Below are 25080 nucleotides of genomic sequence, written 5' to 3' on the forward strand. Positions count from 1 at the left end.
CCGCCGCTTGCGCTCATGCAAGAGCACGGCCGCAGTTGCCCGGGAATGTCCTTCGCCGCATAGCCGGCCTCGCCGGGTAAGGAAACGTGTCAGCGGATGTGAAAGGTGGCGTAGCCACGGTCAATCAATGCTTGTCTGATGCCGGGCAGCGCCTCGAGCGTATGCGGACCGGTGCCGTGCAGCAGGATTACCCCGCCGGGGTAGACACGGGGGGTTGTGGCATCGCCGTACTTGACCCGCCCGATGATGGTCGCCGCCGACGAGCCGTCCCAGTCCCGGGTGTCCACCGTCCAGAACGCCGGCCGACATCCAGCCCGTGCGAGGGCGTTGTAGACCCCGACACTGAAGGCGCCGGCACCGTACGGGGGCCTGCACAACTTGGGCGTGGTGCTGGGGATCACGCTGCCAAAGCGGCGAACCTCGTCGATGATCCGGGCGGCGGTCATCCGCGAATAGTCGCCGTGGTCGTAGCTGTGGTTTGCCATAAGCTGACCCGCCTGAACCAGCTGCGACGTATACGTGGGGTGCGCCAGCATGCACTGCCCCGTGAAGAAGAACACCGCCTGGACGTTGTAGGCCTTCAGCCAGTTCACCATCGCCGTCAGTCTCGCCTGCGTCGCACAGTCATCAAACGTGAGACGGACCTTGGGACCGGTGTAGTACAGATGCAAAATGTTGTACTGCTCCGCGGCAGTGATACTCGAGGCTCCCGGGAGGGGCGGCATCGGGTTGTCGGCGGCTTGCGCCGGTGCCGGGGCAAGCGCCAAACCAACGGCGGCGAGAGCACCGGCGAGGATGGACCGGAAAAACTTCAGGCCTGGCATCTTTTCCCTCCGACAAGGGACCGGGAGAACAGGGCCCACAGCAGGCAACCCTGAACCTTAGGTATAGACTGCCCAATGCTAGAACGCAACGGCCGCGGCTGCCCGCTCGTACCGGTGCGACGGACCGAGCGACGCTGTCACCAGCCGCCGCGCGTCGGCGTATGTCCCTTGCGGGCGTCGTCGGGCATTGCCATTTCGGCCCGCAGGCCCAGGAGCCGGATGGGACGGCCCGCTTCGATCCCGGCTGCGAGGTCCACTGCCCGCGCGAGGATTTCGTTCCGGTCGAATGTTTCGGGGATCTTCTTCGCGTGGGTCGTGGTGACGAACGGCGCGTACCGAACCTTGAGGGTCAGCCCAACCACGGGCCGTCCTTCGGCCACAACATCCTCAAGGACCCGTGCTGCCAGCTCCCTCACGGCGTCGTCCACCCGGGCAGGCTCGGTCAGGTCGCGCTGGTAAGTGGTCTCCCTGCTATGCCCGCGGGCAACCCACGGGGTATCGTCCACAACGCTGACGCCATCCCCGCGTCCGATTTCCGCGTACCAAGGACCCATCTTGGGGCCGAACTCCGGAACCAGGGCTTGGGGGTCGGACCCGGCGAGCTCGGCGACCGTCTTAATGCCAAGTTTGGCCAGCCGCCCCGACACTTTCGTTCCGACGCCCCAAAGGTCCTTGGTGGGCCGACTGCCCATGACGTCGAGCCAGTTCCCGGCAGTGAGACGGAAGACGCCGGCCGGCTTGCCGAAACCGGTGGCGACCTTGGCTCGGACCAGGGTGTCGCCGATGCCCACGCTGCAATGCAGCTGCGTTCGCGCGAGGACAGCGGCCTGCACCTGCCGGGCGTAGGCTTCCGGATTCTCCGTCTCAACGCCTACGAAGGCTTCATCCCAACCCAGCACCTGCACGGTGGCGCCAGGCTGGGCGTGCAGGGTAGCCATCACCGTTTCAGACGCCGCGAGGTACGCCTCCTGGTCCACGGGCAGGATCACCGCGTCGGGCACTTTCCGGGCCGCAATGCGTAAAGGCATTCCAGACCCGACGCCGAACGCCCTGGCTTCGTAGGAAGCGGTCGACACCACTGCCCGTTCCGTGGGGTCGCCCCGACCGCCGACAATGATCGGCCTGCCGGCAAGTTCCGGCCGCCGGAGCACTTCGACTGCCGCGATGAACTGGTCGAGATCTACATGCAGCACCCAGGGGATTCCGCTCACGCCATCAGTCTGCCCTAAACATCCCCGGCAGGCATCGGCTCCGCACGGATGACGTGTTCGCGGACGCGTCACGCATCGGTGACATGACCCGCGCCGCCGAAACGATGTGCGCAAAGCCGCAGCAGCCGGGCCCGCCCCCTCCACCCGAGATGGTGCACCCGACGTCGGCCGGTGCCGAAATGCCTTGACCTGGACCGTGAGCCACCACCATGCTGGGTCCCTGATCGCTTACCCGAACAGGAAGGACGATCATGACCGTCACCCGTACCACGCCGGCATTATTCCGGATCCGCTGGCCGCTCGCCGTCGCTGCCGCCATGCTATTGATGCTCCAGGCAGTCCCCGCGGAAGCCGCCACAACTGCAGGCCCGGGCAACGACGTCTCGTGGCCCCAGTGCGGTAACGCGCTCCCCAAAAGCCAGACTTTTGGAATCGTCGGCGTCAACAATGGTTTCGCGAACACGACCAACCCCTGCCTGGCTACCCAACTGTCGTGGGCTGGCTCATCCAAGGGAGGTACGGGACAGCCCAAGGTCGCGCTCTACGTGAACACCGCCAACCCCGGGAAAGCCGGGTCCTGGTGGCCCACCAGCAATACCTACGGCGGAACAACGGTCGCCAACCCCTACGGGCAGTGCACCAGCGGATCCTATGGGGCGGCCTGCTCCTACATGTACGGATACGCCAAGGCGTATGACGACGCGAATATTCGCGGCGTGAACAATCCGGCCTCCTACACCTGGTGGCTCGACGTCGAAACGGGCAACAGCTGGTCCGCCGACCATGGTGCCAACCGGGCGGACATCGAAGGCATGGTGGCCTACTTCGCTAGCATCGGTGCGCCGAGCGGCATCTACTCGACGAGTGCCCAGTGGTCGCAGATCACCGGTACCGTGCCCTCATCGAGCCCGCTCTACATTTTGAAAAGCTGGCTCGCCGGGGCAAACTCTCAGGCGTCCGCGAAGCGTATGTGCGCTTCGGCGCCGCTGACCGGAGGAGGCCACGTCACGCTCACGCAATACGTTGCCGGCGGCTTCGATTACGACTACTCCTGTATCTGAGACGCGGAAGGCTGTCTGAGACGCGGGCGGCATCGAACGCGGAAAGTCTTACGAAACGCCTGTCTGCCCAGTTCAGGGCCCCGCCCGGGAAGCCCAGGACCGGGGGAGCGCCGTCGTCGCCCGGTCCTGCGCTGCGGCGGCGGGAATCGGATCAGGGGCGCGGCATGGACCTGATGGTGGCGGTCATCGCCAGGCAATGCGTGCCCGGGCGAAGACCCGCCTTGCTCCTCCGCTGACCCCGGCGTGGGCCGCGGAACTGGCGCAGCTGAGCCTGACCCGGACCCTGGACACGGTGCGGCGTTTATTACCCGTCCGCCGTCGTCTGCTGGTCATGAACGGGGAGCCGCGGGACTACGGCGGCGGTTTCTGGGACGTGTATCTTGCCGCTTTTCGCCTCTACCTGACCCAACGCCTCCCGACCGGGGAAGGTCTGCGGACCAATCGCCCATCGCTGAGCGGATCGAGTATGAACCGGCGAAGCATCCCTGGCGGTGTTTACACGACACTCCATCAAACACAACGTTGCCACGACCATGAGACCCCCAGAGCACGGACCAATTGGCAACATCGAAAATTTGGGTATATACCGATAAGGGTTGCCCCGCTCGTCCCCGGCTGTTCCAAGTCTCGAGTGATCAGACGTCCGGCTTCGCGACGCCCACCTTCTATAAGGAGACCTGATGCATCTGTTGCCCCGTGAGCAGGAAAAGCTCATGATCGTTGTTGCCGCCGACCTCGCCCGACGCCGCCGGGCCCGCGGGTTGAAACTTAACTTTCCCGAGTCCGTGGCCATCATCAGCTACGAACTGATCGAGGGTGCCCGCGACGGGCGGACGGTGGCGGATCTGATGAGCTTCGGCACCACCCTCCTGACCAGGGACGATGTCATGGAGGGCGTTCCGGAGATGATCCACGACGTCCAGATCGAAGCCACGTTCCCCGATGGCACCAAGCTCGTCACCGTCCACGATCCCATTCGCTAGGAGCACAGCCATGATTCCAGGAGAGTACATCCTCAGATCCGAACCGGTGACACTAAATGCGGGGCGCGAGGCGATCGACGTCGTCGTGACGAACACCGGGGACCGGCCCATCCAGGTGGGTTCGCACTTCCACTTTGCCGAGGCAAACGCCGCCCTACACTTCGACCGGCAGGCTGCCTACGGCCGGCGGCTGGACATCCCCGCCGGAACCGCGGCCCGCTTCGAACCGGGGGACAGCAGGCCCGTGCGGCTGATCGAACTGGCCGGAGCCCGGGAGGTATACGGGCTGAGCAACGCAGTGAATGGTGCCCTGGCCCAGACTGAAGGAGTCAGCGAATGAGTTTTGAGATTCCCCGCAGGCAGTACGCGGACTTGTACGGCCCGACGACGGGTGATGCCATCCGCCTGGCGGATACCGAGCTGTTCCTGGAGATCGAAAAGGACCTCACCGTGTATGGCGAAGAGGTGGTTTTCGGTGGCGGAAAGGTGGTTCGCGACGGCATGGGCCAGAACGGCCAGGTAACCAGGGATGAGGACGTTCCCGATACGGTCATCACGAACGCCGTGATCCTGGACTACACCGGCATTTACAAAGCGGACGTCGCCCTCCGGGACGGGCACATCTTCAAGATCGGCAAGGCGGGGAACCAGCAGATTACCGACGGCGTGGACATCTTGATCGGTGCCAGCACCGAGATCATCGCCGGGGAGCGGAAGATCCTCACGGCCGGAGGCATCGACACCCACATTCACTTCATCTCACCCGACCAGGTCCCCACCGCGCTGTGCAGCGGCGTCACCACCATGGTGGGCGGGGGCACCGGCCCGGCCGAAGGCACCAAAGCCACCACCGTTACGCCCGGCAAATGGCACATCCAGCGGATGCTGCAGGCCGCGGAGGGGCTGCCGATCAACATCGGGCTTTTCGGCAAGGGCCATGCGTCCGCCGTCGAGCCCCTGGCCGAGCAGATCCGTGCCGGTGCCATCGGCCTGAAAGTTCACGAAGACTGGGGCGCCACCACGTCCTCAATCGATACTTCGCTGACGGTGGCTGACGAGTATGACGTGCAGGTGGCCATCCACACCGACACTTTGAACGAGTGCGGTTTCGTGGAGGACACCATCCGTGCCATTGCTGGCCGCGTCATCCACACCTTCCACACCGAAGGTGCCGGCGGCGGCCACGCCCCGGACATCATCAAAATCGCCGGGCTGCCCAACGTCCTGCCGGCCTCCACCAATCCAACGCTCCCCTATACGCGTAATACCATCGAAGAGCACCTGGACATGCTCATGGTCTGCCATCACCTCAGCCCGGCCATCCCCGAGGACGTGGCGTTCGCAGATTCGCGGATCCGGGCCGAGACCATCGCGGCGGAGGACGTTCTGCAGGACCTCGGCATTTTCGCCATCACATCCTCCGACTCCCAGGCCATGGGCCGCGTAGGTGAGGTGATCGCCCGCACCTGGCAGGTCGCGGACAAGATGAAGAAGCAGCGCGGGGCGCTCGCCGATCCCGCCGCCGGCGCGCATGGTTCCGAGGGCAGTGACAACTTCCGCCTGAAGCGCTACGTGGCGAAATACACCATCAACCCGGCAATCGCCCAGGGCATGGCGGACTCCATCGGCTCGGTGGAAGTGGGCAAGTTTGCGGACTTGGTGCTCTGGGACCCGGCGTTCTTCGGCGTCAAGCCGGAACTGGTCCTCAAAGGCGGCCAGATCGCCTACGCACTGATGGGGGACTCCAACGGATCCATCCCCACCCCGCAGCCCCGCACCATGCGGCCCATGTTCGCCACCTTCGGCAAGGCTTTGCAGCGGTCCTCCATCACCTTCATGTCGAAGGCAGCGATCGACGCCGGAGTGCCGGAAGAGCTGGGCCTGCAAAAAGTGATCCGGCCGGTCTCCGGGATCCGCTCTCTCACCAAAGCGGACCTTAAGTACAATGACGCCACGCCGGACATCCAGGTCGACCCGGAAACCTACCAGGTCACGGTCGACGGCGAGGACGTCACCTGCGAGCCGTCCGACGTGCTGCCCATGGCCCAGCGTTACTTCCTCTTTTAGGAGCGGCTGTGATTATTGAAAAAGTCCTTGGCAACCTGCACGACCTGCCCCCCGGCTCGATGGAATACGATGGCCTGCACCGCGAAAAGGTGGTGCTGCCCAGCCCGCAGCTGGTCAAACGGATCCAGCGGGTCACCACCGACCACGGCAAGGAGCTCGGCATCAGGCTGCCCGCCAACTCCGCTGACCTGCGCGACGGCGACATCCTGCACGTGGCCGAAACGAACATGATTGTTGTTTCCGTCCTGCCCACCGACGTTCTGGTTATTGCGCCGGCGAGCATCCACGAGATGGGTGTCGTGGCGCACTCGCTCGGCAACCGGCACCTGCAGGCCCAGTTCTTCAACACCTCATCCGAGTACGGCGCCGACGTCATGGTCTGCGCCTACGACCATACCGTCGAGGACTACCTCAAACACGTCGGTGTGCCCTACGACCGCCAGGAACGTGTGATGCCCGTGCCCTTCCGCCATGCCGAACACAGCCACTAACTACCAGCTCGCGCTCCAGCAGCTGACGGACTCTGCGCTTCCTACCGGGGCTTTTGCACACTCGCTGGGGTTTGAGTCCTATGTTGAGCGCGGGCTGGTTCATGACGGGGATTCGTTCGGGGTGTGGCTCGCAGCTTTTATCGGGCAGCAGCTGACCTACTCCGACGGGCTGGCCATCCGGTTCCTCTACGAGGGGCGGGATGTGCGGGAGCTCGATGTCCTGCTCTCCGCGCAGCTCCTGCCCCGGCAGGTCCGTGATGCCAGCGTCAAAATGGGTAACCGGCTGCTGGAGATCGGCACCGAGGTGTTCCCCTCGGCCGGGCTGGAGCTGTACCGGGACATGGTGGCCAGCGGCCAAGCCGCGGGCCACCAGCCGCTGGCATTCGCCGTCGTCGCCCGTTCCCTGGGCGTCCCCCTCGAGGAGGCGCTGCCGGCGTACCTGTTCGCCACTGTCACGTCGCTGACCCAAAACGCGGTGCGCGCCATCCCGCTGGGCCAGAACGCCGGCCAGCGGTTGCTGGGGAAAGCCGCCGACGACGTCGCTGCGGCCGTCGAACGCATCGGGCACCTCGCACCGGACGACTTCGGGGCCGTCAGCCCCGGACTCGAAATTTCCCAAATGCGGCACGAACGCCAACGTGCCCGCATGTTCATGAGTTAGCAGGAGGACAAAATGACTGAACCCATCATCATCGGCATCGGCGGCCCTGTCGGCGCCGGCAAAACCCAGCTGGTGGAACGGCTCACCCGCCACATGAGCCGGGACATCTCCATGGCCGCCATTACCAACGACATTTACACCATCGAGGACGCCAAGATCCTTGCCGCCAATGGTGTCCTGCCCGAAGATCGCATCATCGGCGTCGAAACCGGCGGCTGCCCGCACACCGCTATCCGCGAAGACACCTCGATGAACAGCGCGGCGATCGAAGAACTCAAGAAGCGGCACCCGGACCTGCAGGTTATCTTCGTCGAATCCGGCGGGGACAACCTCTCGGCGACTTTCAGCCCCGAGCTGGTGGACTTCTCCATCTACATTATCGACGTAGCCCAGGGCGAAAAGATCCCCCGCAAAGCCGGCCAGGGCATGATCAAGTCCGACCTTTTCATCATCAACAAGACTGACCTCGCACCCCACGTCGGCGCAGATCTCTCGGTAATGGAGAAAGACTCCAAGGAATTCCGCGGCGACAAGCCGTTCTGTTTCACCAACCTCAAGACCGACGAAGGCCTTGACGCCGTCATCGAATGGGTGCGCCGCGACGTGCTCATGCTCGACCTGACGCGGTGACGGCCGGCACTGCGGCGATCTCCGGGATGCCCGACGCTGTCTCAACAGGACCGGCGGGTCGGCCCGCGATGGGCCGCCTTGAGCTCGTGATCCAGGAACGCGGCGGCCGCTCGATTGCGTCCAGGCAATTCCACCAAGGCGCCTTGCGGGTCATGCGTCCCCATTACCTCGATGACTCGGGCCAGGTTTGCTATGTCATGGTGAACCCGGGCGGAGCCTATCTCGGCGCCGACCTCTACACGGTTGACGTTGAGGTGGGGCCCGGGGCTCGACTGCTCTTGACCACGCAGTCCGCAACCAAGATCTACCGGACTCCCGGGTCCTTCGCGGAGCAGCGGATGAAACTGAACCTGGGCGATGGGGCGCAGCTGGAGCTGGCACCCGACCAGCTCATTGCCTACCGCGAGGCCAGCTACCGGCAGGACACGCACATCACAGTGCGGCCCTCGTCGACCCTGGTGATGGCGGAAGTGGTGACCCCCGGCTGGGCTCCCGACGGTTCCTCGTTCAAGTACGAGGAACTGCGGCTCCGGAACGAGATCCACGTGTCCACCGCACCTGGTGAGGAGCTGCTGGCTTTGGATAACCTGCTCATCCGGCCCCCGCTGGGAGACGTCACCGGCATGGGCTTCATGGAAGGCTTTAGCCACCTGGGCTCGCTGATCGTGGTGGACCGCCGCGTGGACCAGGCCCTTGCCGATGAGCTTCACGCGCTTACCGCAGGATACGAAGCCCACACCGGAGTGTCGCTCACCGCGCAACAATCGGGGACGCGGGGGCTCGTCCTCCGGTCCCTGTCCAACAGCACCGGTGAACTCAACCACCTGCTTGGAGCGTGCACCGGACTCCTGCGCGGCCGCTGGCGCGGGCAGGAACCGTTGAACCTCAGGAAGTACTGATGACGGCATTCGGCGATTTCCGCGCTCGTGGGCCAATGGATGTAAGAGGGCACCACCGGCAACCTTGTGCTGCGGCTGGCCGGAATTGACCTCGGTGACGCCGGGTAGACTCTCGTAGCGTCGTTTGGTGTTGTCAGGATTGCCGCGACGCTGCTTGGACGGAGGAGGCACGCTAAATGATCGCCCTGGCTTTTCACTCGGAGGTCATCCGGACCCTGAATTGGTTCGCGGTTATAAGCCGCGGACTGGGTCAAATCTACTTCCAAGCAAACGCGTGGACGGGGATTGCGGTGCTGGCCGGCTTCGGTATCGCCAACTGGCGGATGGCTGCCCTAGCCGTGGTGGGACTACTGTTCTCAACGCTGAGCGGCGTGTTATGCCGCCGGACCCCGGCTGAGCTCGGGAACGGTCTGCACGGCTATTGCGGAGCGTTGGTGGGCGCCGCACAGTTTGCGGCCTTGGGCTTCACTTGGCCGTCGGCTGTTTTTGCGGTCCTCGGCGGGCTGGCGTGCGGGCCGGTCACGGTGGCGGTGGCGTGGCTGTTCTACCACCCAGCCATCCGAAAGTACTCGCTGCCCGTCACCACCGCGCCGTTCTGCATCGTCGCCGGGGTTCTGTTCGCCGTGCACACCCCCCTGCACGGCCCGCGCACCGACCTGGGTGAGGTGCCTGACAACATCCTTGCCAACATGGGCCAGGCCATCCTCACCAACATCTCCGAAGTGTTTCTGGTCGACTCAGCCATCGCAGGCGCCGTGATCCTCATCGGGTTATTCATCGCCCACTGGAAGGTAGGCGCCGCCGCCCTCCTGGGCAGCGTCCTGGAAGCCGGCATGGACCTTGTCACCGGTTCCGATGTACGGGCCCTGGCGCACGGACTTCTCGGTTACTCCGGGGTCCTGACGGCTATTGCCCTGGCTGCCGTTTTTCTGCGCGGTACCTGGCAACCTTGGGTTGCGGCGATAATCGGCGTCGTCATTTCGTCGACACTCGCCTGGCTGATGGGCCTCACCGCCCTCCCCGTCTACACCTGGCCCTTCATCCTTGCCACGTGGCTGATGCTAGTGGTGCTTCACTACATTCCGGGGTTCAGGCACCGCTGAGTGACCCGTACCGCTCTCTTGCCGCTGTACCGGACCGCTGTCCTCCGGTACGCCAAGGTGGGCTCAAGTGAGGCTGCCCTCGTGGTCTCCGCTCGCATTGACATTCTCAGGGCGGGGACGCCCGGTCCGTTCGAACGCATAGATCGCTAGTGCGGCCACGATGATGAGGGCCGCCCAGAACCAGAGGAGATGTCCGGCGTAGTCGCCCTCGAGGGCGCTGACGTTGCGGGCTTCCGACTGAGCTTTGACCAGGATCCCGGTGATGAGGCTGACGGTTGCGCCGATCATCAGGGTCACGCGCAGGATTGCGGCGGAGACCGGCCGCAGCCGGGATCCTGTCCGTGCCAGCCCCGCCCCCGCCAGCGTCGACAGCGGCAAGATCACGCCGTCGTGGAGCACGACGGCGGCGGCGGGCGTTGAGCGGTTTCACAGGACCTCCACGTGCTGCAGCCATTTGGTTTGCAGGACTCCCGGTCGTCCGGGGGCGATGATTCTGGCGGGGTAGCCGGTACGGGCCTTCGGGTTCGAGGATGGTGACACGCAACGCCGAATCCGGCGGCGCGCGACGGCGCCGATCAGATCGCGGATCCGCACACCCCGCCAGTGCGCGGTCTGGCTCAATCCCTCGACACAGGCGATCGGCAGTTCCTCTTGATGCTGGGGGAGTGCCCGGAGTTGGGCCAGATTGAAGGCGGTGCTCGTGCCCTTGTACGTAACGGCCAGGAACCACCAGCCGGAAGTGGCAAGGGCAGCGACCTTCGCGTCTTCCGAGGTCCGCCCGCCCCGGTGGTCACGCCGACGCCGGTCAGGAAGGCCCGCCGGGACCAGCGGCCGGGGGCGGGGCCGTGGAGTTCACGACGGCGGACGGTGCGGGACTAGGGCAGTGAGCCCGGCAGCGGCACACATCGCATTAATTTTGCGTCCCATTTATTGAAGGTCTTCCATTTGTCGGGCGAGGACCCGGATTGCCGGGACTTCAAACCCGGCTCGGAGGCGGACTTTGGGTCGCCGGCTTCAGGGTTTTGCATAGTCGGCGAATCCCTGCCAGTCGATTACGACACACGGTTCGTCCCCCAGCACCCAGGCATCGTGTCCGGGGGCCATGGTGGCGAAATCGCCTGGTCCGTACTCCATTTCTTCGCCGTCGTCCATGACGACCTTCATTTGTCCGGAAACGAAATACCCCATGTGTGCGGCCTGGCAACTGTCCGTTTTGGCGATTGGTTTTACGTGCTCAGACCAGCGCCACCCGGGAAGGAACGTGGCGCGTCCTACGGGGCCTTGATCCATGTTGACGAGTTGAAGTTGGCCCTTTCCACCTTCGAAGGGGCGCGTCTCCTCGGGCGAATCGAGGCTTTTGCGAATTAAACCTGGCATCGTAACCTCCTGTAGCAGATGCTGCTTGTCATTGCTTCCGTGAAAGCCGCGCTCGGCCGGGCCGCGTGGCCTCGGGTCCTTGTCGATCCGCAACCACCGGATAGCCACTTTCGGTGGCAACTCCATTCCTAGGGCGGCGCTGAGACTCGATTGCTGACGCCCCAGTCGAGGAACCCGTCGTCTGTGGTCCGCTACCCAGTGGCCGGGGCAACGGCCCCAAATCGGTGTGATACCGCACGGTCTACGCTCAACCAACGGGTTCGTCAACAGGTTGCGGGTCCTATGAGTCTTTTGAACGTCCGACTCGTCGAAGTATGAGTGCTGACGCTACCCGCGTAAAGGAGGCTGAAGCGCGTCCTCGTCAGGTAGGACATCGTGGATGCCAGGCTCTCGGATTTCGGCTGCGTCCAACCGCTAATCAAGCCTAGGCGCGGCCCTTGAGGATCAGGTTCCAGTAGACCTGGGGGAAGATGTCGCGGTCCACAACCCAGGATGCTCGGCTCTCTTTCCACGTTGGCACCTTCGGGATGGAGGGCATGGGCCGGTACTGGTCATCGAACTCGGCGAAGACCACCGTGGAGCGGGAAACCGTGAAGGGACAGACGGAGTATCCGTCATACTTCGCCGGCAGGGGTTTTGCCGTGCGGGCCGCAACCAGGTTCTTGGCCAAGACCTTCGTCTGGTTCCGCAACGCACCGCCGGACTTCGAGTTGGTGGTCCCCGCGGCATCCCCAAGGGACCAGATATTCGGAAAACGGACGTGCCGGAGGGTTCGCGGATCTACTTCGACAAATCCGCCGGAGTCATCTGGGGCGGGCAGTTCCGTGCCCTTGAGCCAATCCGGGGCCGACTGGGGCGGGACGGCGTTGAGGACGTCGTAGCGCAAGTCTTCGGTGGATCCGGTCGTGCTCTGCCGGATCCGTGCGGTCTGTGCTGCAGCGTCCACCGACACCAGTTCACTGTCGAGACGAAGCTCTATGCCATACTCGGCAATTTTGCGGTTCAGCTCGTCGTCCACTCCCGGCACCCCGAACACGGTGGGGTATGGCTGCACCATCACTACCCGAATGTCCTGCAGCACCCCCTGCTCCCGCCAATAGTCGCACGCCAGGTACATCGGTTTCTGCGCGGCGCCCCCGCACTTGATGGGGCCGGACGGCATGGTGAAAACGGCGGTCCCGGACGTCAGTCCACGGAGCAGCGTCCAGGCCTTGACGGCCAGGCTGAATTCGTAGTGGGACGCACCCGACGGCGCATGGACGGCCTCCGTAAGACCCGGGATTTTGTCCCAGTCCAGCTGCAGGCCCGGGCAGACCACCAAATGGCCAAATCCTAACTGTCCGCCCGAGGCCAGAGATATCCTGTTGAGCGCCGGGTCGACGTCCGTGACGCTGTCCTGGATCCATTCCACCCCACGTGGCATGACGGAGTGCTGGGATCGAATGGCTTCTGATTCCTTCGCCCTCCCGCCGGCGATGTGGGAGAACAGCGGCTGGTAGAGGTGGTGCTCCCGGGGCTCCACCACGGCTACGTCCTTCACCCCGTAGCGGTGGAGGCGTGCGGCCAGGGAAACGCCGGCGTTGCCCCCGCCGACGATGAGGACCTCGTGGTGCTGCCCGGCCATAGCGTTACTTCTTCACGGTCAGGGCAGAGGCTTTGTGCACGGCCCGGGCGCCGGTCTTGTCGGATTCCACCACATACTGCGGCTCGTCCTCACTGGCCTGGTGGGTATGTCCGTCCAACTCGAAGTCACTGACTTTCTTTTGCACGATCTTGCCGTGGGTGGTGCCTTGGGACGTATTCCATTCCACGGGTGTTCCCTTGCTAAGCGACATCGGTGTTCCTTCAGGTGGGCGGTTCCGGCAACGCACGGATGACCAGCAACCGGAGCCTCAATAGTAAGCAGTATGAGCATTATTGGGTACCGTGCGAGGTGAGGAGTCCGCGGCTGGCCGGCCCCCGGCGGAAGTCCGCAGCGGCGGACCTCACGGCTTGGTCATGGAAACGGGCGGCGAAGGAAACGGTGCAGCCGGGTAGAGCCCGGTTACTTCCAGCATGTAATTCGCCCACTGCGGCCCCGCGAGCATGTAGCCGTCAATCGCCTTGTAGAACTTGCCGTTGATGGTGACATTTTGGCCCGGCCGTTTCTGGCCCGCCAAAGTGTCCCCGAAGAAGGACGCGGTCGCGAGGCCGGAAGTGTAGCCGACCACCCAGGTGGCTCCGTTGGTGTTGGAAGTGCCGGTCTTGGCCGCGGCAGGCACGTGGTCCTGGACCTTGGGTTGGATGTAGATTCCCGACCCGCGTTTCAGCACGTCCTGGAGGACCGAGTTCACGCCGCGGGCTACCTCTGGCGTGACGGCGCTGCGACAGTCGGGGGCTTGGGCCGGGAGGTGCCGTCCCGCTGGGTCGGTCACGGCCACGACGGCGATCGGGGCACAGTACTTGCCGTCGGCGGCAAACGTGGCAAACGCATTGGCCAGGTGCAGCGGGGCCACGCCGATGGCACCCAGCAGGTTGCCGAGCTGGTGCATGTTCACCGGGGCGTTATCCACGCCGCTGTGGAGTCCCACGGTATCCACCATTTTCTGGATGCCGCAAAAGTCTAATTGGGTCGCTTCAGCGAAGGTCGCCGTGTTGATGGAGTTGTAGAGGCCGTAATTGACGGGCATCTTGCGGTAGTAGCCCTCGTCATTGTTCTGTAGGTCGTCCGCGGCGCCGAGGGCGCTCTGCGCCGTATCGTAGGCCCCGAGGACCTTTCCACAGCTGGACCTCCATGGAAAGTCCAACGGATAGGTCCGCCGGGAGGCGTCCACCTCAGCCACTATGGACTTCCCTTCATTGAGCCACTCCGCAAACGTAAACGGCTTCATCGTGGACCCGGGTTGGAACCCGCCCGCGCCATTAAGGTCATTCCCTTTGGCGTCCTTGGAGTCGACATTGAAGTTCAGCTGCGTATCAAATTTCCCCGGCTCGGGAAGGAAAACGGTATTCTGCGCCATGGCGAGAATCTTGCCGGTACCCGGTTCGATGGAGACCAGCGACGCACCCCACTTGTCCGGATTGGCCCCGGCCGTGGCATCGACCTGCGCCTGCGCGGACCCCTGCAGCCTGCTGTCCAGCGTGGTGGTGATGGTCAGGCCGCCGCGATACAGCTTCTTCTCCCGATCCGTGGCATCGACGCCGTAGGCCGGGTTGTTGAGGATTAGGTGGGCGACGTAGTCGCAAAAGTACGGCGCAGTGTCGGCCGCTGAACAGCCCTGCTTTGCAGGTGCGAGCTTCAGCTCCACACCGACGGTGACAGCGGCGTCGTGATCGGCGTGGGAGATCTTCCCCTCGCTCAGCATTTTGTCCAGGACCTGGTTGCGCCGCTTGAGGGAGTTTTCCGGGTTGGTGGCGGGATCGTAAAAGCTGGGGCTGTTGACCAGGCCGGCCAGCAGTGCAGCCTGCGGCAGCGTGAGGTCCTTGGCGGTGATGCTAAAGAAATGCCGGGCCGCGGCTTCGATGCCGTAGGCGTCCCGGTTGAAGAACACGATGTTGAGATAGCCTTCGAGGATCTGATCCTTCGTGTACTTCTTTTCCAGCTCGACCGCCAGCTTCATCTCGCGCACCTTGTCGCCGATGCTCTTTTGCCCGCTGAGAATGACCTGATCGGTCTTGTCCGCCGACAACAAGGACTCATTGATGACGTTCGTGACGTACTGCTGGGTCAGAGTGGAGGCGCCTTGCCTGCCTCCCCGGGTCAGGTTGAAGGTGAGGGCGCGCAGAATTCCTTGCGGGTCGACGCCGGCGTGCTTGTAAAAGCGGCTGTCTTCTATGGCGACAATCGCGTCCTTAATGTAGGCGGACATCTGATCCAGCCTGACCTCCACGCGGTTCTCCGCGAAGAAGGTGGCGATCGGCTTGCCGTCCGCGCTCAGAACCTTGGTCGCCTGCGACGGCGGAGCAATGGCCAGATCGGAGGGGAGGTTGTTGAAAAAGGTGATCGACCCACTGACGGCGAGGCCGGCGGTGGCGACGCCCGGGATGGCCAGGCTGGCTGCCAGAACTCCGCAGATCGCACTCACTGTTAGGAGTCCGAAGACCCTCCAAAGGGCCGCGGCCAAACGAGATCCGGTTCGTTTCTTCGGCGCCATTTTCTGACCGTCTAGTGCGCTCAAAACCTGTGCCCAGAATACGCCGATGGCCGTTCTACGGCCAGACAAGGACTTCGAACAATTACCGGCGGGCAGGGTATCGACTCACAAGCGTCTTGGGAGGACGATTAAAGGGCAGCCGCTAAAGGAGGTACATGATGTGCTATTCATCCAACAAGGACTTCGGGCGGGGCTACGAGAAGGAATCCGCCCGGAAGACCGAAACCCGTGGTGAGACGAAACCGGAGGACCGCTCGGAGCTTCGGCACCAGAGGCAAGGCATGCTGTTCTGGCCCTTCCCCCGCCGTCGCAGCGAACGCATCACCAAAGAATCGGTCGTCGACCGCGTCGACGAGAAGGTCTAACCAGGGCACCATCCAGCCGAACGTCCAAAGAAGGCTCCGCACGGCGGGGCCTTCTTCCTGGCCGTTGGATACGGCGCAACTAAGTTTCGCCGGCGCCGGAGTCCGCTTCCCACGTCATGATCTGGCGGCGACTTGTGCGCGGCGACGCGCCATGGTGACGGCGGCGGCCGCAAGGGCCAATGCCAGGGCGCCAGCGAAAAGAGCCAGCCGCCGACGTCGGGAGGCGTCTGAAGTCCAAGCCGGGTGCGCAGCTTCGTCGTTGGTTGGGCCGTCTTCCCCGGACTGCATTACCCTCTCGGATTCCTGACCTTCGGTGACGCTCTCGGATCTGAGGATACGTCGCTCGCGGAGTGCAGCCTCGAGTTGCGGGTCGGGAACGGTTTCTATGCTGTCGGCGGCAACTGCGGCGGGAAGGTCCACAATGTACGTCTTTCCGAATGCAGCATCCGACGCCACAGCGTCCAGCCACGGTCCCGGTTGCCGGGTCAGCCCCCGCTCAGCGAATGCTTTGGAGAGCATCGCCTTGATCTCGGAGAGGGACTTCCCAGGAGCCCGTTTGACAACATCAAAGATCGCCAATTGTCGCTGTACGTTGTCCGCGTTCGCCGGTGTAGGACTCTCCACAGCTGGCCTCCCTCTTTCGGCGGCGCTCCCGGGAGTGCGCGGTGCCGGTGGTGAAATCGTCGAAGTCTGAGTCTTTGCATCGCACCGTCAGTCTAGCGAGGGCTACCGCTTCCGGACAGGATCACGGGGACCCGCGTAAGGAACTCTTCAACCACCGCGGCGAACTCCTCAGGCCGTTCTATCTGCGGCATGTGGCCCGTCTTCGAGAAGACATGCGACTCGGCGTGCGGCAAGGCAGCGGCGGCAGCCCCGAGGTGGCTGAACGGCAGGATATGGTCGTGGTCACCCCAGACTACGAGCGTTGGAATGTCAGACTCCGCCAAGGCCACCATCAGGGCCGTGCGCCATTCGGCCCTGATGCCGGCGATGGTTCCGAGATCACGGGCGATGTCGAGGACCGTTTGGCGGTGGGTCGCCCGTTGCGACAGGGCCAGGGCATGACCGACGCGTGCATCGGTCACCAACTCCTTGTCGTAGAAGATCGACTGGACCGTGCGGCGTGATGCTTCCTTGTCGGGGCGCAAGAGCAGTGCCGCGAGCAGGCGCAGGACCACGGCAACCTCCTTGCCGAAACCGGCGCTGTTCGCCAGAACCAGGGCGGAGACGCGGTCCGGATGGTCGGCAGCCAGCTTCATGGCGACGGCGCCGCCGAGCGAGTTGCCCATCACGGGCAGCGGCTCGTGCACCCCCAGGGCATCGAGGAAACCCGGGAGGACGCTCGCTAGGCCCGCCAACGTCGCCCGCCCGGGAAGCCGGTCGGAGTAGGCGAAGCCGGGTAAGTCAACGCTGTAGACGGTATGCCGTGCCGCGAGGCGGTCGTGTTGCTCGGTCCAGTCATCTAGGCTCTGGCCGATGCCGTGCAGGAGCAGCACGGGCTCCCCGCTGCCGGTCTTCCGGTAGCGCAAACGGGTGCCGCCAACGTCGACGTGGCCGGTTCCCGGAAGTTCGACAGGATTCAGTGCCCGTACCGGGGCTGGCGCTCCGGGCGCCCGCACCGGCTGCCCACGCTTGCCGAAGCGAACGTGGTCCGTCAATCTTCCCGCCCGGAGCAAGGCGAAGTCGCGCAGATAGTTCTGGTGCAGCCGCCAGGGTGAGCGTGAGCCCTGCCGGGGCAGCTCGCCCGCGCCGCGCAGGATGTAGCCGGCCTTCAAATCGATCAGCGAACTCAGCTCGCCGTCCGCGAAGCTGCTGGGCGCCTTGGGTGCCACCCACTGCAGGTTCTGACGGTCGAGGTACTTCAGCAGCCGGCAGATCTAGCCCGCCACTAGATCCGCTTTCAGGGTCCACGAGGCATTGGTGTAACCGATGGTGAGCGCAAAGTTCGGCACGCCCGCCAGCATCATGCCCTTGTAGGTCAGCATCTTGCCGGTGTCCACGGGCTGGCCGTCCACGGTGAGCGTCATCCCGCCGATCACCAGCAGGTTTAGTCCTGTCGCCGTGACAATGACGTCGGCCGGGAGTGAGGTGCCCGAGACCAGATCAATCCCCTCCGGGGTGATCCGCGAGATCTCGTCGGTCACGATGTCGGCGGTGCCTGCGCTGATCGCACGGTAGAGATCGCCGTTGGGGATCGCGCAGAGGCGCTGGTCCCAGGGCTGGTACGACGGCGCGAGGTGCTTCTCCACCGGGAAGCCCGGCGGCAGCTTGGCGATCGCCGACTGGCGGAGAATCGCCTTCATCGTTTCCGGCCGCCGCCGGCTGAGCTGGTAGGTGAACATCGAAAAGAGAATGTTCTTCGCCCGGACGACGTCGTACGCCAGCTGCGCCGGCAGCTTGCCCCGGAGCCGGTCGGCCAGGTGATCCCGTGACGGCACGGGAGCGATGTAGGTGGGGGAGCGCTGCAGCATGGTCACCTTGGCGGCCGACTTCGCCATCGACGGCACGAGGGTCACGGCGGTGGCCCCGCTGCCGATGATCACGACGTGCTTCCCCGCATAATCGAGAGCGGCCGGCCAGTGCTGCGGGTGCACAATCGGGCCGGCGAAGGATTCCGCCCCCTCGATGGCCGGAGTGAACCCCTCGTCATAGCGGTAGTAGCCGGAGCAGACGGACAAGAATGAGCAGGTAAACGTGACTGCCTCGCCAGCTGCCTCGCTGGCATCCGAGCCCGCAGCGGCGCTTTGGTATTCGCCGCCCGACGTCGGGACGGCAATACCGGACCACAGCGCGGACTCGCTCGACCACTGGAGGGCGCTGCGCGCCGGCAAGGGCATGGTCGACCGGGTGGACGCCCTGACCCGGCTCAACCGCTCCGTCGGTGTCGGGCAGGTCATAATCTCCCACACCATGTCCGACCTGCTCGCGCTCCCGGCAGAAGAGGACCGGATGAAAGCCCTTAGATTCGTCGAACGCTCCGGCATGGTCATCTGCGGCGGACTCCCCGCCTCCGAGATGCCGCTGCTGACCGCAGCGATCCCGCTCTCAGGGGAAGAACAGTAGTAGCTCATCGGGTGGCAGGACCCGCCCGCCTGGGACTCCCGCGGCGGCGACGTCGAACCCCCGGGCCGGGGGAAATTCCTGATCAAGGTCGGTGGCCGCCCCGGCATCCCCGTCCAGATCGGTTTAACCTCCATCGAGACGTCCCTGAACGACACCAATAAAAAGTGGAATGGTCTGGCCAAAGCCATGTCGGCGGTGGACGTCCTTTCGGGCCCGGGGGAGGGGGTATAGCGTGAGCGCACCGAACCGCAAAGGCGCCGGGCTCGGCGACGGACTGGAAATCTGGGTGGCCATCGGCGCAGCTGTCGTCGTTGGGGGCGGCAGCTGGGTCGCAGCCCACCTCGGGTCCTGGCTGGCCGGCATCGCCGCGCCCCCGACGCACCCGATTGATCTGATCGCCGGAATCGCTAAAGGGAAGGTTCCGTGGCCGGTCCAGTCCACGGTCGTTGCCGGGGTCCTGGCAGTACTGCTGGTTGTCGGCGCGTTTCTGGTCCTCGTTGCCCGGGCCACGGGTGCGGGGAAGCGGGCCAGGGTGGACAAATCCGCACGCTACCTTGGCCGCGGCAAGTCACTGGCCGCGTTCTCCCGAAAAGGGTGCCATGGCCACCGCCGAACGCCTCGGCGTCAAAGACACCCCCGGGATTACGGTCGGCCGGGTGGTCTCCACCGGGCAAAAATTCATCCAGCCGTGGGAAGACCTCAGCATCGACATCTGGGGACCCCGGACCGGTAAATCCACCTCGCGTGTCATGCCAGCCATCCTGGATGCCCCCGGCGCGGTGGTCTCGACCTCGAACAAGCGCGACGTCGTGGACGGCACCCGCAGCGTCCGGGGCGGGACAGCCCCGGAGTGGGTGTTCGATCCGCAGAAGATCGCCCAGGAGGAACCCGCCTGGTGGTGGAACCCGCTGTCCGTACAAGCTCACCCAGCACTTCGCCGTCGGCTCGCGGACTCCCGGGTCCAAACCGGACGCGTACTTCGATCCCAAGGCCGAAGACATCCTGTCCTCCTACTTCCTCGCCGCCGCGCTGGGGGAGCTGCCCATCACGCAGGTCTACCTGTGGGTGACTGAACAGGTCAGCCGCAACCCCATCGAAATCCTCAAAGAGTACGGCTACGAGCTGCAGTACGAGGGCCTGGAGTCCGCGTTGAAGCTGGCCGATAAGCAGCGGGACGGTATCTTCGGGACCGCCGAAAAGATGGCGCAGTGCCTCAAAAGCAGAAACACCCTCCGCTGGGTCGCACCCGAGGCCGGGACCACCGTCACCATGGACTCCCGCCCGCAGTTCAACCCCAAAGATTTTGCCCGCTCCCGGGAGACGATCTACATCCTGTCCAAGGAAGGCGCCGGCTCGGCCGCGCCCCTGACCACAGCCCTGACCGTGGCTATCGCCGAGGCCATGGAGGAACGCGCCGAGCGCCAAGGCGGCCGGCTGGACCTGCCCGCCTTGTTTGCCCTGGACGAGCTGGCCAACGTGGGTCCGCTGGGCGTCCCTGCCGGATCAGTTCAGCCACTACGGGTCCAAGGGCCTGATCGTGATGGCGATCCTGCAGTCCTGGTCCCAGGGCGTGGAACTGTGGGGCGAGGCGACCATGCGGAAAATCTGGTCCGCCGCGAACATCAAGGTCTACGGCGGGGGAGTGGCCGAAGACGGCTTCCTCCGGGCACGCTCAGACCTGATCGGGGACTACAGCTACACCAACGTCTCCGTCTCTTCCGGCAAGTCCGGGCGCAGCCGCTCCCGCCAGGAGGGCAAGGAACGGATCTTCGATGTCTCCAACCTCGCGGAACTGGACCTCGGCCGCGCCGTCGTCCTCGCCTCCGGCGCACCGGCCACGCTCGTCCGAACGCTGCCCTGGTACACCGGCCTACACAAGGAAGCCGTGGAAGCATCCATCAAGGCCAATTGCCCCCGCCGGGACGACGACGCAGTGCCGGTACCCGCGGGCGAAACCGCGACGGTCAATCCCTGGGTCAGCAAGTAGGAGAGAAGATGGCGGAGGAAATCGGCCTGTTCGCAGACCCCGACACCGACGATAGCCACGCGCATGAAGCCCCTGCAGCCGGGCCGGCAGAGGCGCCGCAGCTGGTGTTCGGCTCGGCCGAAGATTCCTGCACGAACAGCTGCTGCCCACCTACGTCCGCGACGTCGATGACAGGAGCGCCAAGTGGTGCATGGAGTGGTACTTCCACCCCGAAGCAGTGTCGCGTGTGGAGGCCCTCTGGCGGGCATGGGAACACCTCCGCCTCGACGGCGCCACCGGCATGAGCGTCTGGTGGCGTGACCACGCAGACCATCACATGCGCGTCCTTCTGGACTCCCACGGTCCCTTCTACAACTGCGACAAAACCGGACACCGCGACCCGGCGCACCTGGAACCAATGCGCGCACCAGCAGGCTGGTTCCCCGACGTGAGGCTCCAGTGATCGGCCGCTCACAAAAAACAACCCTGCTAGAGCAGGATGTGGCTGGCTTATGACCTTGGCTCGGAGTGATGCCGGCTTTGCCCGGCAAGCGCGGGGTGATTGCCCAACACGGAGTCCCGCCCACGAGGTGGGTGCCCTCACCGGCCGCTCCGGCACCCGCACTGGGTCAGCTCTGTTGTTTTGCTCCGTCTGAGGGAAGGACTGCGAAGACGTCAGGCCTCTGGTATCCACGGGCGGCGAAGGCCGTCTCTACGGAGTACCCGACCTTCTCCGCATCAGTGGCCGGGACAAACGCAATTGCAGAACCGCCGAAGCCGCCGCCGGTCATTCGGGACCCCAGGGCACCGTTGGCCCGGGCAGCTTCGACCGCCAGGTCCAGTTCCGGGCATGATATTTCGAAGTCGTCTCGCATCGAGTGGTGGCTGGCGTTCAATATTTCCCCGATGGCATAAGGGCCCTCACTGACCAGAAGTTCCGCGGTCCGGACCACGCGTTGGTTTTCGGTGACGATGTGGCGAACGCGGCGGAACGCTTCCTCATCGAGAGTTCGCTCGGCCCGGGGGAGGTCTATGACCGTCAGATCCCGAAGCGCTTTCACCCCCAGGTTCGCCGCCGCGCGGACGCAGGAGTTCCGGCGGGAGGCGTAGCCGCCGTCTGCGTGGGCGTGGGAGACCTTTGTGTCGATCACCAGACAGACAAGTCCGGCATTATTCAGATCCAGAGGTATGTGCCGGGAGCTTCCGTCACGGCAGTCCACGAAGACGGCAGAGTCTGCGGCCCCCAGCATGGACGCGTATTGGTCCATGATGCCGGTCGGGGCGCCTACGACGTTGTTCTCTGCCCGCCGTCCGACTTCGGCAAGCTGAGCGTGTGCGAGTCCGGCCCCACAGAGATCCGAAAGAGCCAGGGCGACGGCGCATTCCAGGGCCGCCGATGAGGATAGTCCTGCCCCTACCGGTACATCCGAGGACACATACAGGTCGAACCCGGGCAGGGACACCCCCGCCTGCCTCAGTTCCCAAGCGACGCCGGCCGGATACGCAGACCATCCCGTGGCTGAGTCCGGGTTGAAGGTGTCAAGATCGAACTCTACGGGGTCCGCGGCGCCGAAGGCGGAGGCCAAGCGGACCGTACGGTCGGTCCTGAGCCTAACTGCTACGGTGGTGGCGCGGTCGATTGCGAACGGCAGGACGAGGCCTTCGTTGTAGTCGGTGTGCTCGCCGATGAGATTGACCCGGCCGGGTGCGCGCCATAGCCCGTCCGGGCCGACGCCGAAGCGGTCATGAAAAGCTCTGGTGAGGGCCACGCCACTCACTGTTTCGGTACTTTCCGAGGTCATGATGATCCTGTTTCCGGGCCCGGTAATGGGCCCTGTCGCTGCTGCGGATACTAGCCAGCAGAAATATGGGCGGGGGCGTCTCGGAGCAGCCCGGCGACGTGTTCGGGCGTGGTGTCGTTGATGAAGGCCCCCATCGCGGCTTCTGAACCGGCCAGGTACTTGAGTTTGTCTGCAGCCCGGCGGGGCGAGGTGATCTGGAGGTGCAGGTGCCCGTCTCTTCGCATGGAAGGATCCAGCGGCGCCTGGTGCCAAGCGCTGATGTACGGCGTGGGGGAGGCATAGAGACTATCCAGGCGTCCTAGAAGGTCCGGATACAGGACGGCGAGTTCGTCCCGTTCCGCACTGTCGAGCGCGGCCAGATCCGGGATCTGGCGGTGAGGAACGAGGTGTATTTCTAGGGGCCACCGCGCTGCGAAAGGGACATAGGCGCTGAAGAATTCGCCTTCCAGTACCATCCGAGAACCATCCGCGCGTTCCTTGCCCAGGATGTGTGCGGTCAGGGACTGCTTTTTGTTGTTCTCCTCGCGGAACCGGCCGGCCGCGGCGGCCATGGCTACGGCCTTAGGCGTGATGTAGGGGTAGGCGTAAATCTGGCCGTGGGGGTGGTGCAGCGTCACTCCGATATCCTGTCCGCGGTTTTCGAAGCAGAAGACTTGCGCGACGCCCGGCAGGGCGCTCAACGCTTCCGTACGGTGGGCCCACGCGTCGATCACGGTCCGGACTCGGCGAGTGCCAAGGGCCGCGAACGTCCCATCATGGTCCGGGGTGAACGCGACGACTTCGCAGCGGCCTCCGGCAATTTCACGGGTTCCCCAGGCAGGGGAGTCGGGAGCAGCGTAGGGGGCGGGTCCAAGCGACGGGAACCTGTTCTCGAAGACAGCCACTTCATAGTTCGTCGCCGGGATTTCCGAGGCTTTGATCTGGGTGCTTGGACACAGGGGGCATTCATCGGCCGGCGGCAGATGGGTTCGGTTTTGCCTGTGCGCAGCCACTGCAACCCACTCACCGGTAAGCGCGTCATAGCGGATCTCTCCGGATTCACTTCGTGCAGGTAAAGCCCTCTGGTCCACCGTCAATCTGCCGGACGCGGGCCGGTCACCGGCATCAAAATAATGCAGCTCGCGCCCGTCCGCCAGTCGTGTGCTCGTGACCGCCGTATGCCCCAGTCTGGGACGGTTGATGGTGCTTGTCATCGTGGATCCTTAGGAGTCTTGGGTGGTCAGCGGGATTGCCCCGTGCCGGGTTCAAACCGGTCGGGAGATGTACCGGGGGCCCGCAAGCAGCACCGATGAAACGGCATCGCATACGGCACTAGTGAGGCACCGCCTCGAGGAGGCCGGAGCATCTGGTTTCTTCCGATGCCTCAGTGCGGTCCAGATAGCGGCGAGGGCAGTTGCTATTATGGCGAGCTCGTCATAGCGACGGTTCGAAAGCCGCAGTTGCCGCTGGATGACTCTGGTGTGTTCGAGCTTCGGGCCGCCACACGGTATCTGTTGCAGTACGAGTCGTGGCAGAGGTAGGAGCCTCCCCTCATCACTCGTCCGCGGCCAATAGTAGGGCCCTGTGGGTTATCCGAGGGGGAGTTGCGGTAGTACTTCGGCAGGAACCAGTCACCGCACCACTCCCACACGTTTCCGCTCATCTCGTAGAGTCCGTAGCTGTTTGGCAGGAAACTTTTGACAGGAGCTGTGGTGAGGAAGCCATCGTCTTGAGTATTTTCCAGCGGAAAACTCCCTTGCCATATGTTGCACATGTGGGAGCCGTCTGCGGGGTGCAGGTCATTGCCCCAGGCGTAGCGGTTCTGCTCGAGTCCACCCCGGGCTGCGCATTCCCACTGAGCTTCTGTCGGGAGCCTGCGGCCGGCCCACCGACAGTAGGCCAGGGCGTCATTGTGGGAGACCTGCACGACGGGATGGTCGGGGACATCGCTCCAGTGTGAATTCCCGCCTGCGGGGTGTGCCCAGTCTGCGCCCCGAACGTTTAGCCACCAAGGAGTGCCCGAAGCCGAACCCAGAATGTCAGCAGGCATCGCGGCCACAGCGAGGTGAAAGACGGCCGAGGAGCCATAAAGTTCGGCTGCGGTGCGGTACCCGGTTTCGTTGACGAAGCGGTCGAACATGGCATTGGTGACCGCGATGGTGTCAATTCGGAATGCGTCGAGTCTTACCTCATGGACCGGCACTTCGCCGTCGTTAGGATAACCTTCGTTGAAGGCGTCACCCATCCTGAAGCTCCCGGAGCCTATGGCTATGTCTTCGTGTCTGATAGCAACATCGGCTGCCTCGCTAAGATGTTGCTGCGGACGTTCAAGGATGCTGCGCGACGGCGAACAGCAGCTTTTGATAGCTGGCCATTGTTGATCTTCTGCTGGCATTTGTCTCTCATTGGCTTGGTCGCTTTCAGCGGATCAGGGGCAGATCCGACATCCGGCTGACGGAGGCGAA

General features: G+C 64.3%; 27 protein-coding genes. 14 read left to right on the forward strand and 13 right to left on the reverse strand.

Annotation, left to right across the window (positions count from 1 at the left end):
* Positions 1-89: 89 nt before the first annotated feature.
* Positions 90-824, reverse strand: a complete 735-nt coding sequence (locus ABIB14_RS14420; protein WP_354236600.1) for a polysaccharide deacetylase family protein — start codon at positions 822-824, stop codon at positions 90-92.
* 137 nt (positions 825-961) lie between these two features.
* Entirely contained in the window at positions 962-2035 is a 1074-nt protein-coding gene (locus ABIB14_RS14425; protein ID WP_502909673.1) for a DNA polymerase IV, read from the reverse strand.
* Positions 2036-2286: 251 nt separating this feature from the next.
* Between ABIB14_RS14425 and ABIB14_RS14430 the strand changes: the two genes are divergently transcribed.
* The 9 genes from ABIB14_RS14430 to ABIB14_RS14470 all read left to right on the forward strand — a co-directional run bounded on the left by ABIB14_RS14430 (position 2287) and on the right by ABIB14_RS14470 (position 9930).
* Positions 2287-3096, forward strand: a complete 810-nt coding sequence (locus ABIB14_RS14430) for a glycoside hydrolase family 25 domain-containing protein (RefSeq protein WP_354236601.1) — start codon at positions 2287-2289, stop codon at positions 3094-3096.
* A 680-nt stretch (positions 3097-3776) separates the two neighbouring features.
* Positions 3777-4079, forward strand: coding sequence for an urease subunit gamma (locus ABIB14_RS14435; protein ID WP_354236602.1), 303 nt, complete (start codon positions 3777-3779; stop codon positions 4077-4079).
* 10 nt (positions 4080-4089) lie between these two features.
* Positions 4090-4419, forward strand: coding sequence for an urease subunit beta (locus ABIB14_RS14440; RefSeq protein WP_354236603.1), 330 nt, complete (start codon positions 4090-4092; stop codon positions 4417-4419).
* Positions 4416-6146: an urease subunit alpha gene (gene ureC / locus ABIB14_RS14445; protein WP_354236604.1), complete on the forward strand. Its 1731-nt coding sequence runs from the start codon at positions 4416-4418 to the stop codon at positions 6144-6146. Before ABIB14_RS14440 ends, ureC begins: the two co-directional genes overlap by 4 nt.
* A gap of 8 nt (positions 6147-6154) precedes the next feature.
* Complete coding sequence (gene ureE, locus ABIB14_RS14450; protein ID WP_354236605.1) at positions 6155-6637, forward strand: urease accessory protein UreE; 483 nt, start codon at positions 6155-6157, stop codon at positions 6635-6637.
* Positions 6618-7298, forward strand: coding sequence for an urease accessory protein UreF (locus ABIB14_RS14455; protein WP_354236606.1), 681 nt, complete (start codon positions 6618-6620; stop codon positions 7296-7298). The genes ureE and ABIB14_RS14455 overlap by 20 nt, the downstream gene beginning before the upstream one ends.
* Positions 7299-7310: 12 nt before the next feature.
* Positions 7311-7928, forward strand: coding sequence for an urease accessory protein UreG (gene ureG / locus ABIB14_RS14460; RefSeq protein ID WP_354236607.1), 618 nt, complete (start codon positions 7311-7313; stop codon positions 7926-7928).
* A gap of 26 nt (positions 7929-7954) precedes the next feature.
* Complete coding sequence (locus tag ABIB14_RS14465) at positions 7955-8827, forward strand: urease accessory protein UreD (protein WP_354236634.1); 873 nt, start codon at positions 7955-7957, stop codon at positions 8825-8827.
* Positions 8828-9003: 176 nt separating this feature from the next.
* On the forward strand, positions 9004-9930 hold the full coding sequence (locus tag ABIB14_RS14470) for an urea transporter (RefSeq protein ID WP_354236608.1): 927 nt from the start codon (positions 9004-9006) through the stop codon (positions 9928-9930).
* Positions 9931-9993: 63 nt separating this feature from the next.
* On the opposite strand, the gene ABIB14_RS14475 is transcribed toward ABIB14_RS14470, so the two are convergent.
* The 5 genes from ABIB14_RS14475 to ABIB14_RS14495 form a co-directional block, all read right to left on the reverse strand.
* Positions 9994-10314 carry a hypothetical protein gene (locus ABIB14_RS14475; protein ID WP_354236609.1) on the reverse strand — a complete coding sequence of 107 codons (321 nt, stop codon included), beginning with the start codon at positions 10312-10314 and terminating at the stop codon, positions 9994-9996.
* A 630-nt stretch (positions 10315-10944) separates the two neighbouring features.
* Complete coding sequence (locus ABIB14_RS14480; RefSeq protein WP_354236610.1) at positions 10945-11415, reverse strand: cupin domain-containing protein; 471 nt, start codon at positions 11413-11415, stop codon at positions 10945-10947.
* Positions 11416-11731: 316 nt separating this feature from the next.
* On the reverse strand, positions 11732-12931 hold the full coding sequence (locus ABIB14_RS14485; protein ID WP_354236611.1) for an NAD(P)/FAD-dependent oxidoreductase: 1200 nt from the start codon (positions 12929-12931) through the stop codon (positions 11732-11734).
* Positions 12932-12935: 4 nt separating this feature from the next.
* Positions 12936-13142 carry a hypervirulence associated TUDOR domain-containing protein gene (locus ABIB14_RS14490; protein ID WP_354236612.1) on the reverse strand — a complete coding sequence of 69 codons (207 nt, stop codon included), beginning with the start codon at positions 13140-13142 and terminating at the stop codon, positions 12936-12938.
* A 150-nt stretch (positions 13143-13292) separates the two neighbouring features.
* Positions 13293-15440 carry a transglycosylase domain-containing protein gene (locus ABIB14_RS14495; RefSeq protein ID WP_354236613.1) on the reverse strand — a complete coding sequence of 716 codons (2148 nt, stop codon included), beginning with the start codon at positions 15438-15440 and terminating at the stop codon, positions 13293-13295.
* Between the two features lie 155 nt (positions 15441-15595).
* Here ABIB14_RS14495 and ABIB14_RS14500 point away from each other — a divergent pair, with 155 nt between their 5' ends.
* Positions 15596-15805, forward strand: a complete 210-nt coding sequence (locus tag ABIB14_RS14500; protein WP_354236614.1) for a hypothetical protein — start codon at positions 15596-15598, stop codon at positions 15803-15805.
* 114 nt (positions 15806-15919) lie between these two features.
* Here the strand turns inward: ABIB14_RS14500 and ABIB14_RS14505 are convergent, their stop codons facing one another.
* The 3 genes from ABIB14_RS14505 to ABIB14_RS14515 all read right to left on the reverse strand — a co-directional run bounded on the left by ABIB14_RS14505 (position 15920) and on the right by ABIB14_RS14515 (position 18483).
* Positions 15920-16429: a class I SAM-dependent methyltransferase gene (locus ABIB14_RS14505; RefSeq protein WP_354236615.1), complete on the reverse strand. Its 510-nt coding sequence runs from the start codon at positions 16427-16429 to the stop codon at positions 15920-15922.
* A gap of 92 nt (positions 16430-16521) precedes the next feature.
* Positions 16522-17637, reverse strand: a complete 1116-nt coding sequence (locus ABIB14_RS14510; RefSeq protein WP_354236616.1) for an alpha/beta fold hydrolase — start codon at positions 17635-17637, stop codon at positions 16522-16524.
* Positions 17638-17682: 45 nt separating this feature from the next.
* A complete protein-coding gene (locus ABIB14_RS14515) occupies positions 17683-18483 on the reverse strand; it encodes a flavin-containing monooxygenase (protein WP_354236617.1) in 801 nt (266 codons plus the stop codon).
* 16 nt (positions 18484-18499) lie between these two features.
* Between ABIB14_RS14515 and ABIB14_RS18785 the strand changes: the two genes are divergently transcribed.
* The 4 genes from ABIB14_RS18785 to ABIB14_RS14535 all read left to right on the forward strand — a co-directional run bounded on the left by ABIB14_RS18785 (position 18500) and on the right by ABIB14_RS14535 (position 21297).
* Positions 18500-18868 carry a hypothetical protein gene (locus ABIB14_RS18785; protein ID WP_502909674.1) on the forward strand — a complete coding sequence of 123 codons (369 nt, stop codon included), beginning with the start codon at positions 18500-18502 and terminating at the stop codon, positions 18866-18868.
* Between the two features lie 599 nt (positions 18869-19467).
* Positions 19468-19941, forward strand: a complete 474-nt coding sequence (locus tag ABIB14_RS14525) for a hypothetical protein (RefSeq protein ID WP_354236618.1) — start codon at positions 19468-19470, stop codon at positions 19939-19941.
* A 380-nt stretch (positions 19942-20321) separates the two neighbouring features.
* On the forward strand, positions 20322-20855 hold the full coding sequence (locus ABIB14_RS14530; RefSeq protein ID WP_354236619.1) for a TraM recognition domain-containing protein: 534 nt from the start codon (positions 20322-20324) through the stop codon (positions 20853-20855).
* A gap of 142 nt (positions 20856-20997) precedes the next feature.
* Positions 20998-21297: a DUF4913 domain-containing protein gene (locus tag ABIB14_RS14535; RefSeq protein WP_502909676.1), complete on the forward strand. Its 300-nt coding sequence runs from the start codon at positions 20998-21000 to the stop codon at positions 21295-21297.
* A 166-nt stretch (positions 21298-21463) separates the two neighbouring features.
* Here ABIB14_RS14535 and galK read toward each other — a convergent pair whose 3' ends face one another.
* From galK to ABIB14_RS14550, 3 genes are all read right to left on the reverse strand, one after another.
* Complete coding sequence (gene galK, locus ABIB14_RS14540) at positions 21464-22636, reverse strand: galactokinase (protein ID WP_354236620.1); 1173 nt, start codon at positions 22634-22636, stop codon at positions 21464-21466.
* A gap of 50 nt (positions 22637-22686) precedes the next feature.
* Complete coding sequence (galT, locus tag ABIB14_RS14545; protein ID WP_354236621.1) at positions 22687-23829, reverse strand: galactose-1-phosphate uridylyltransferase; 1143 nt, start codon at positions 23827-23829, stop codon at positions 22687-22689.
* 206 nt (positions 23830-24035) lie between these two features.
* On the reverse strand, positions 24036-25010 hold the full coding sequence (locus ABIB14_RS14550) for a formylglycine-generating enzyme family protein (RefSeq protein ID WP_354236622.1): 975 nt from the start codon (positions 25008-25010) through the stop codon (positions 24036-24038).
* Positions 25011-25080 lie beyond the last annotated feature (70 nt).

The organism is Arthrobacter sp. UYEF3 (genome assembly GCF_040546245.1).
In the GTDB taxonomy this organism is placed as follows: domain Bacteria; phylum Actinomycetota; class Actinomycetes; order Actinomycetales; family Micrococcaceae; genus Arthrobacter.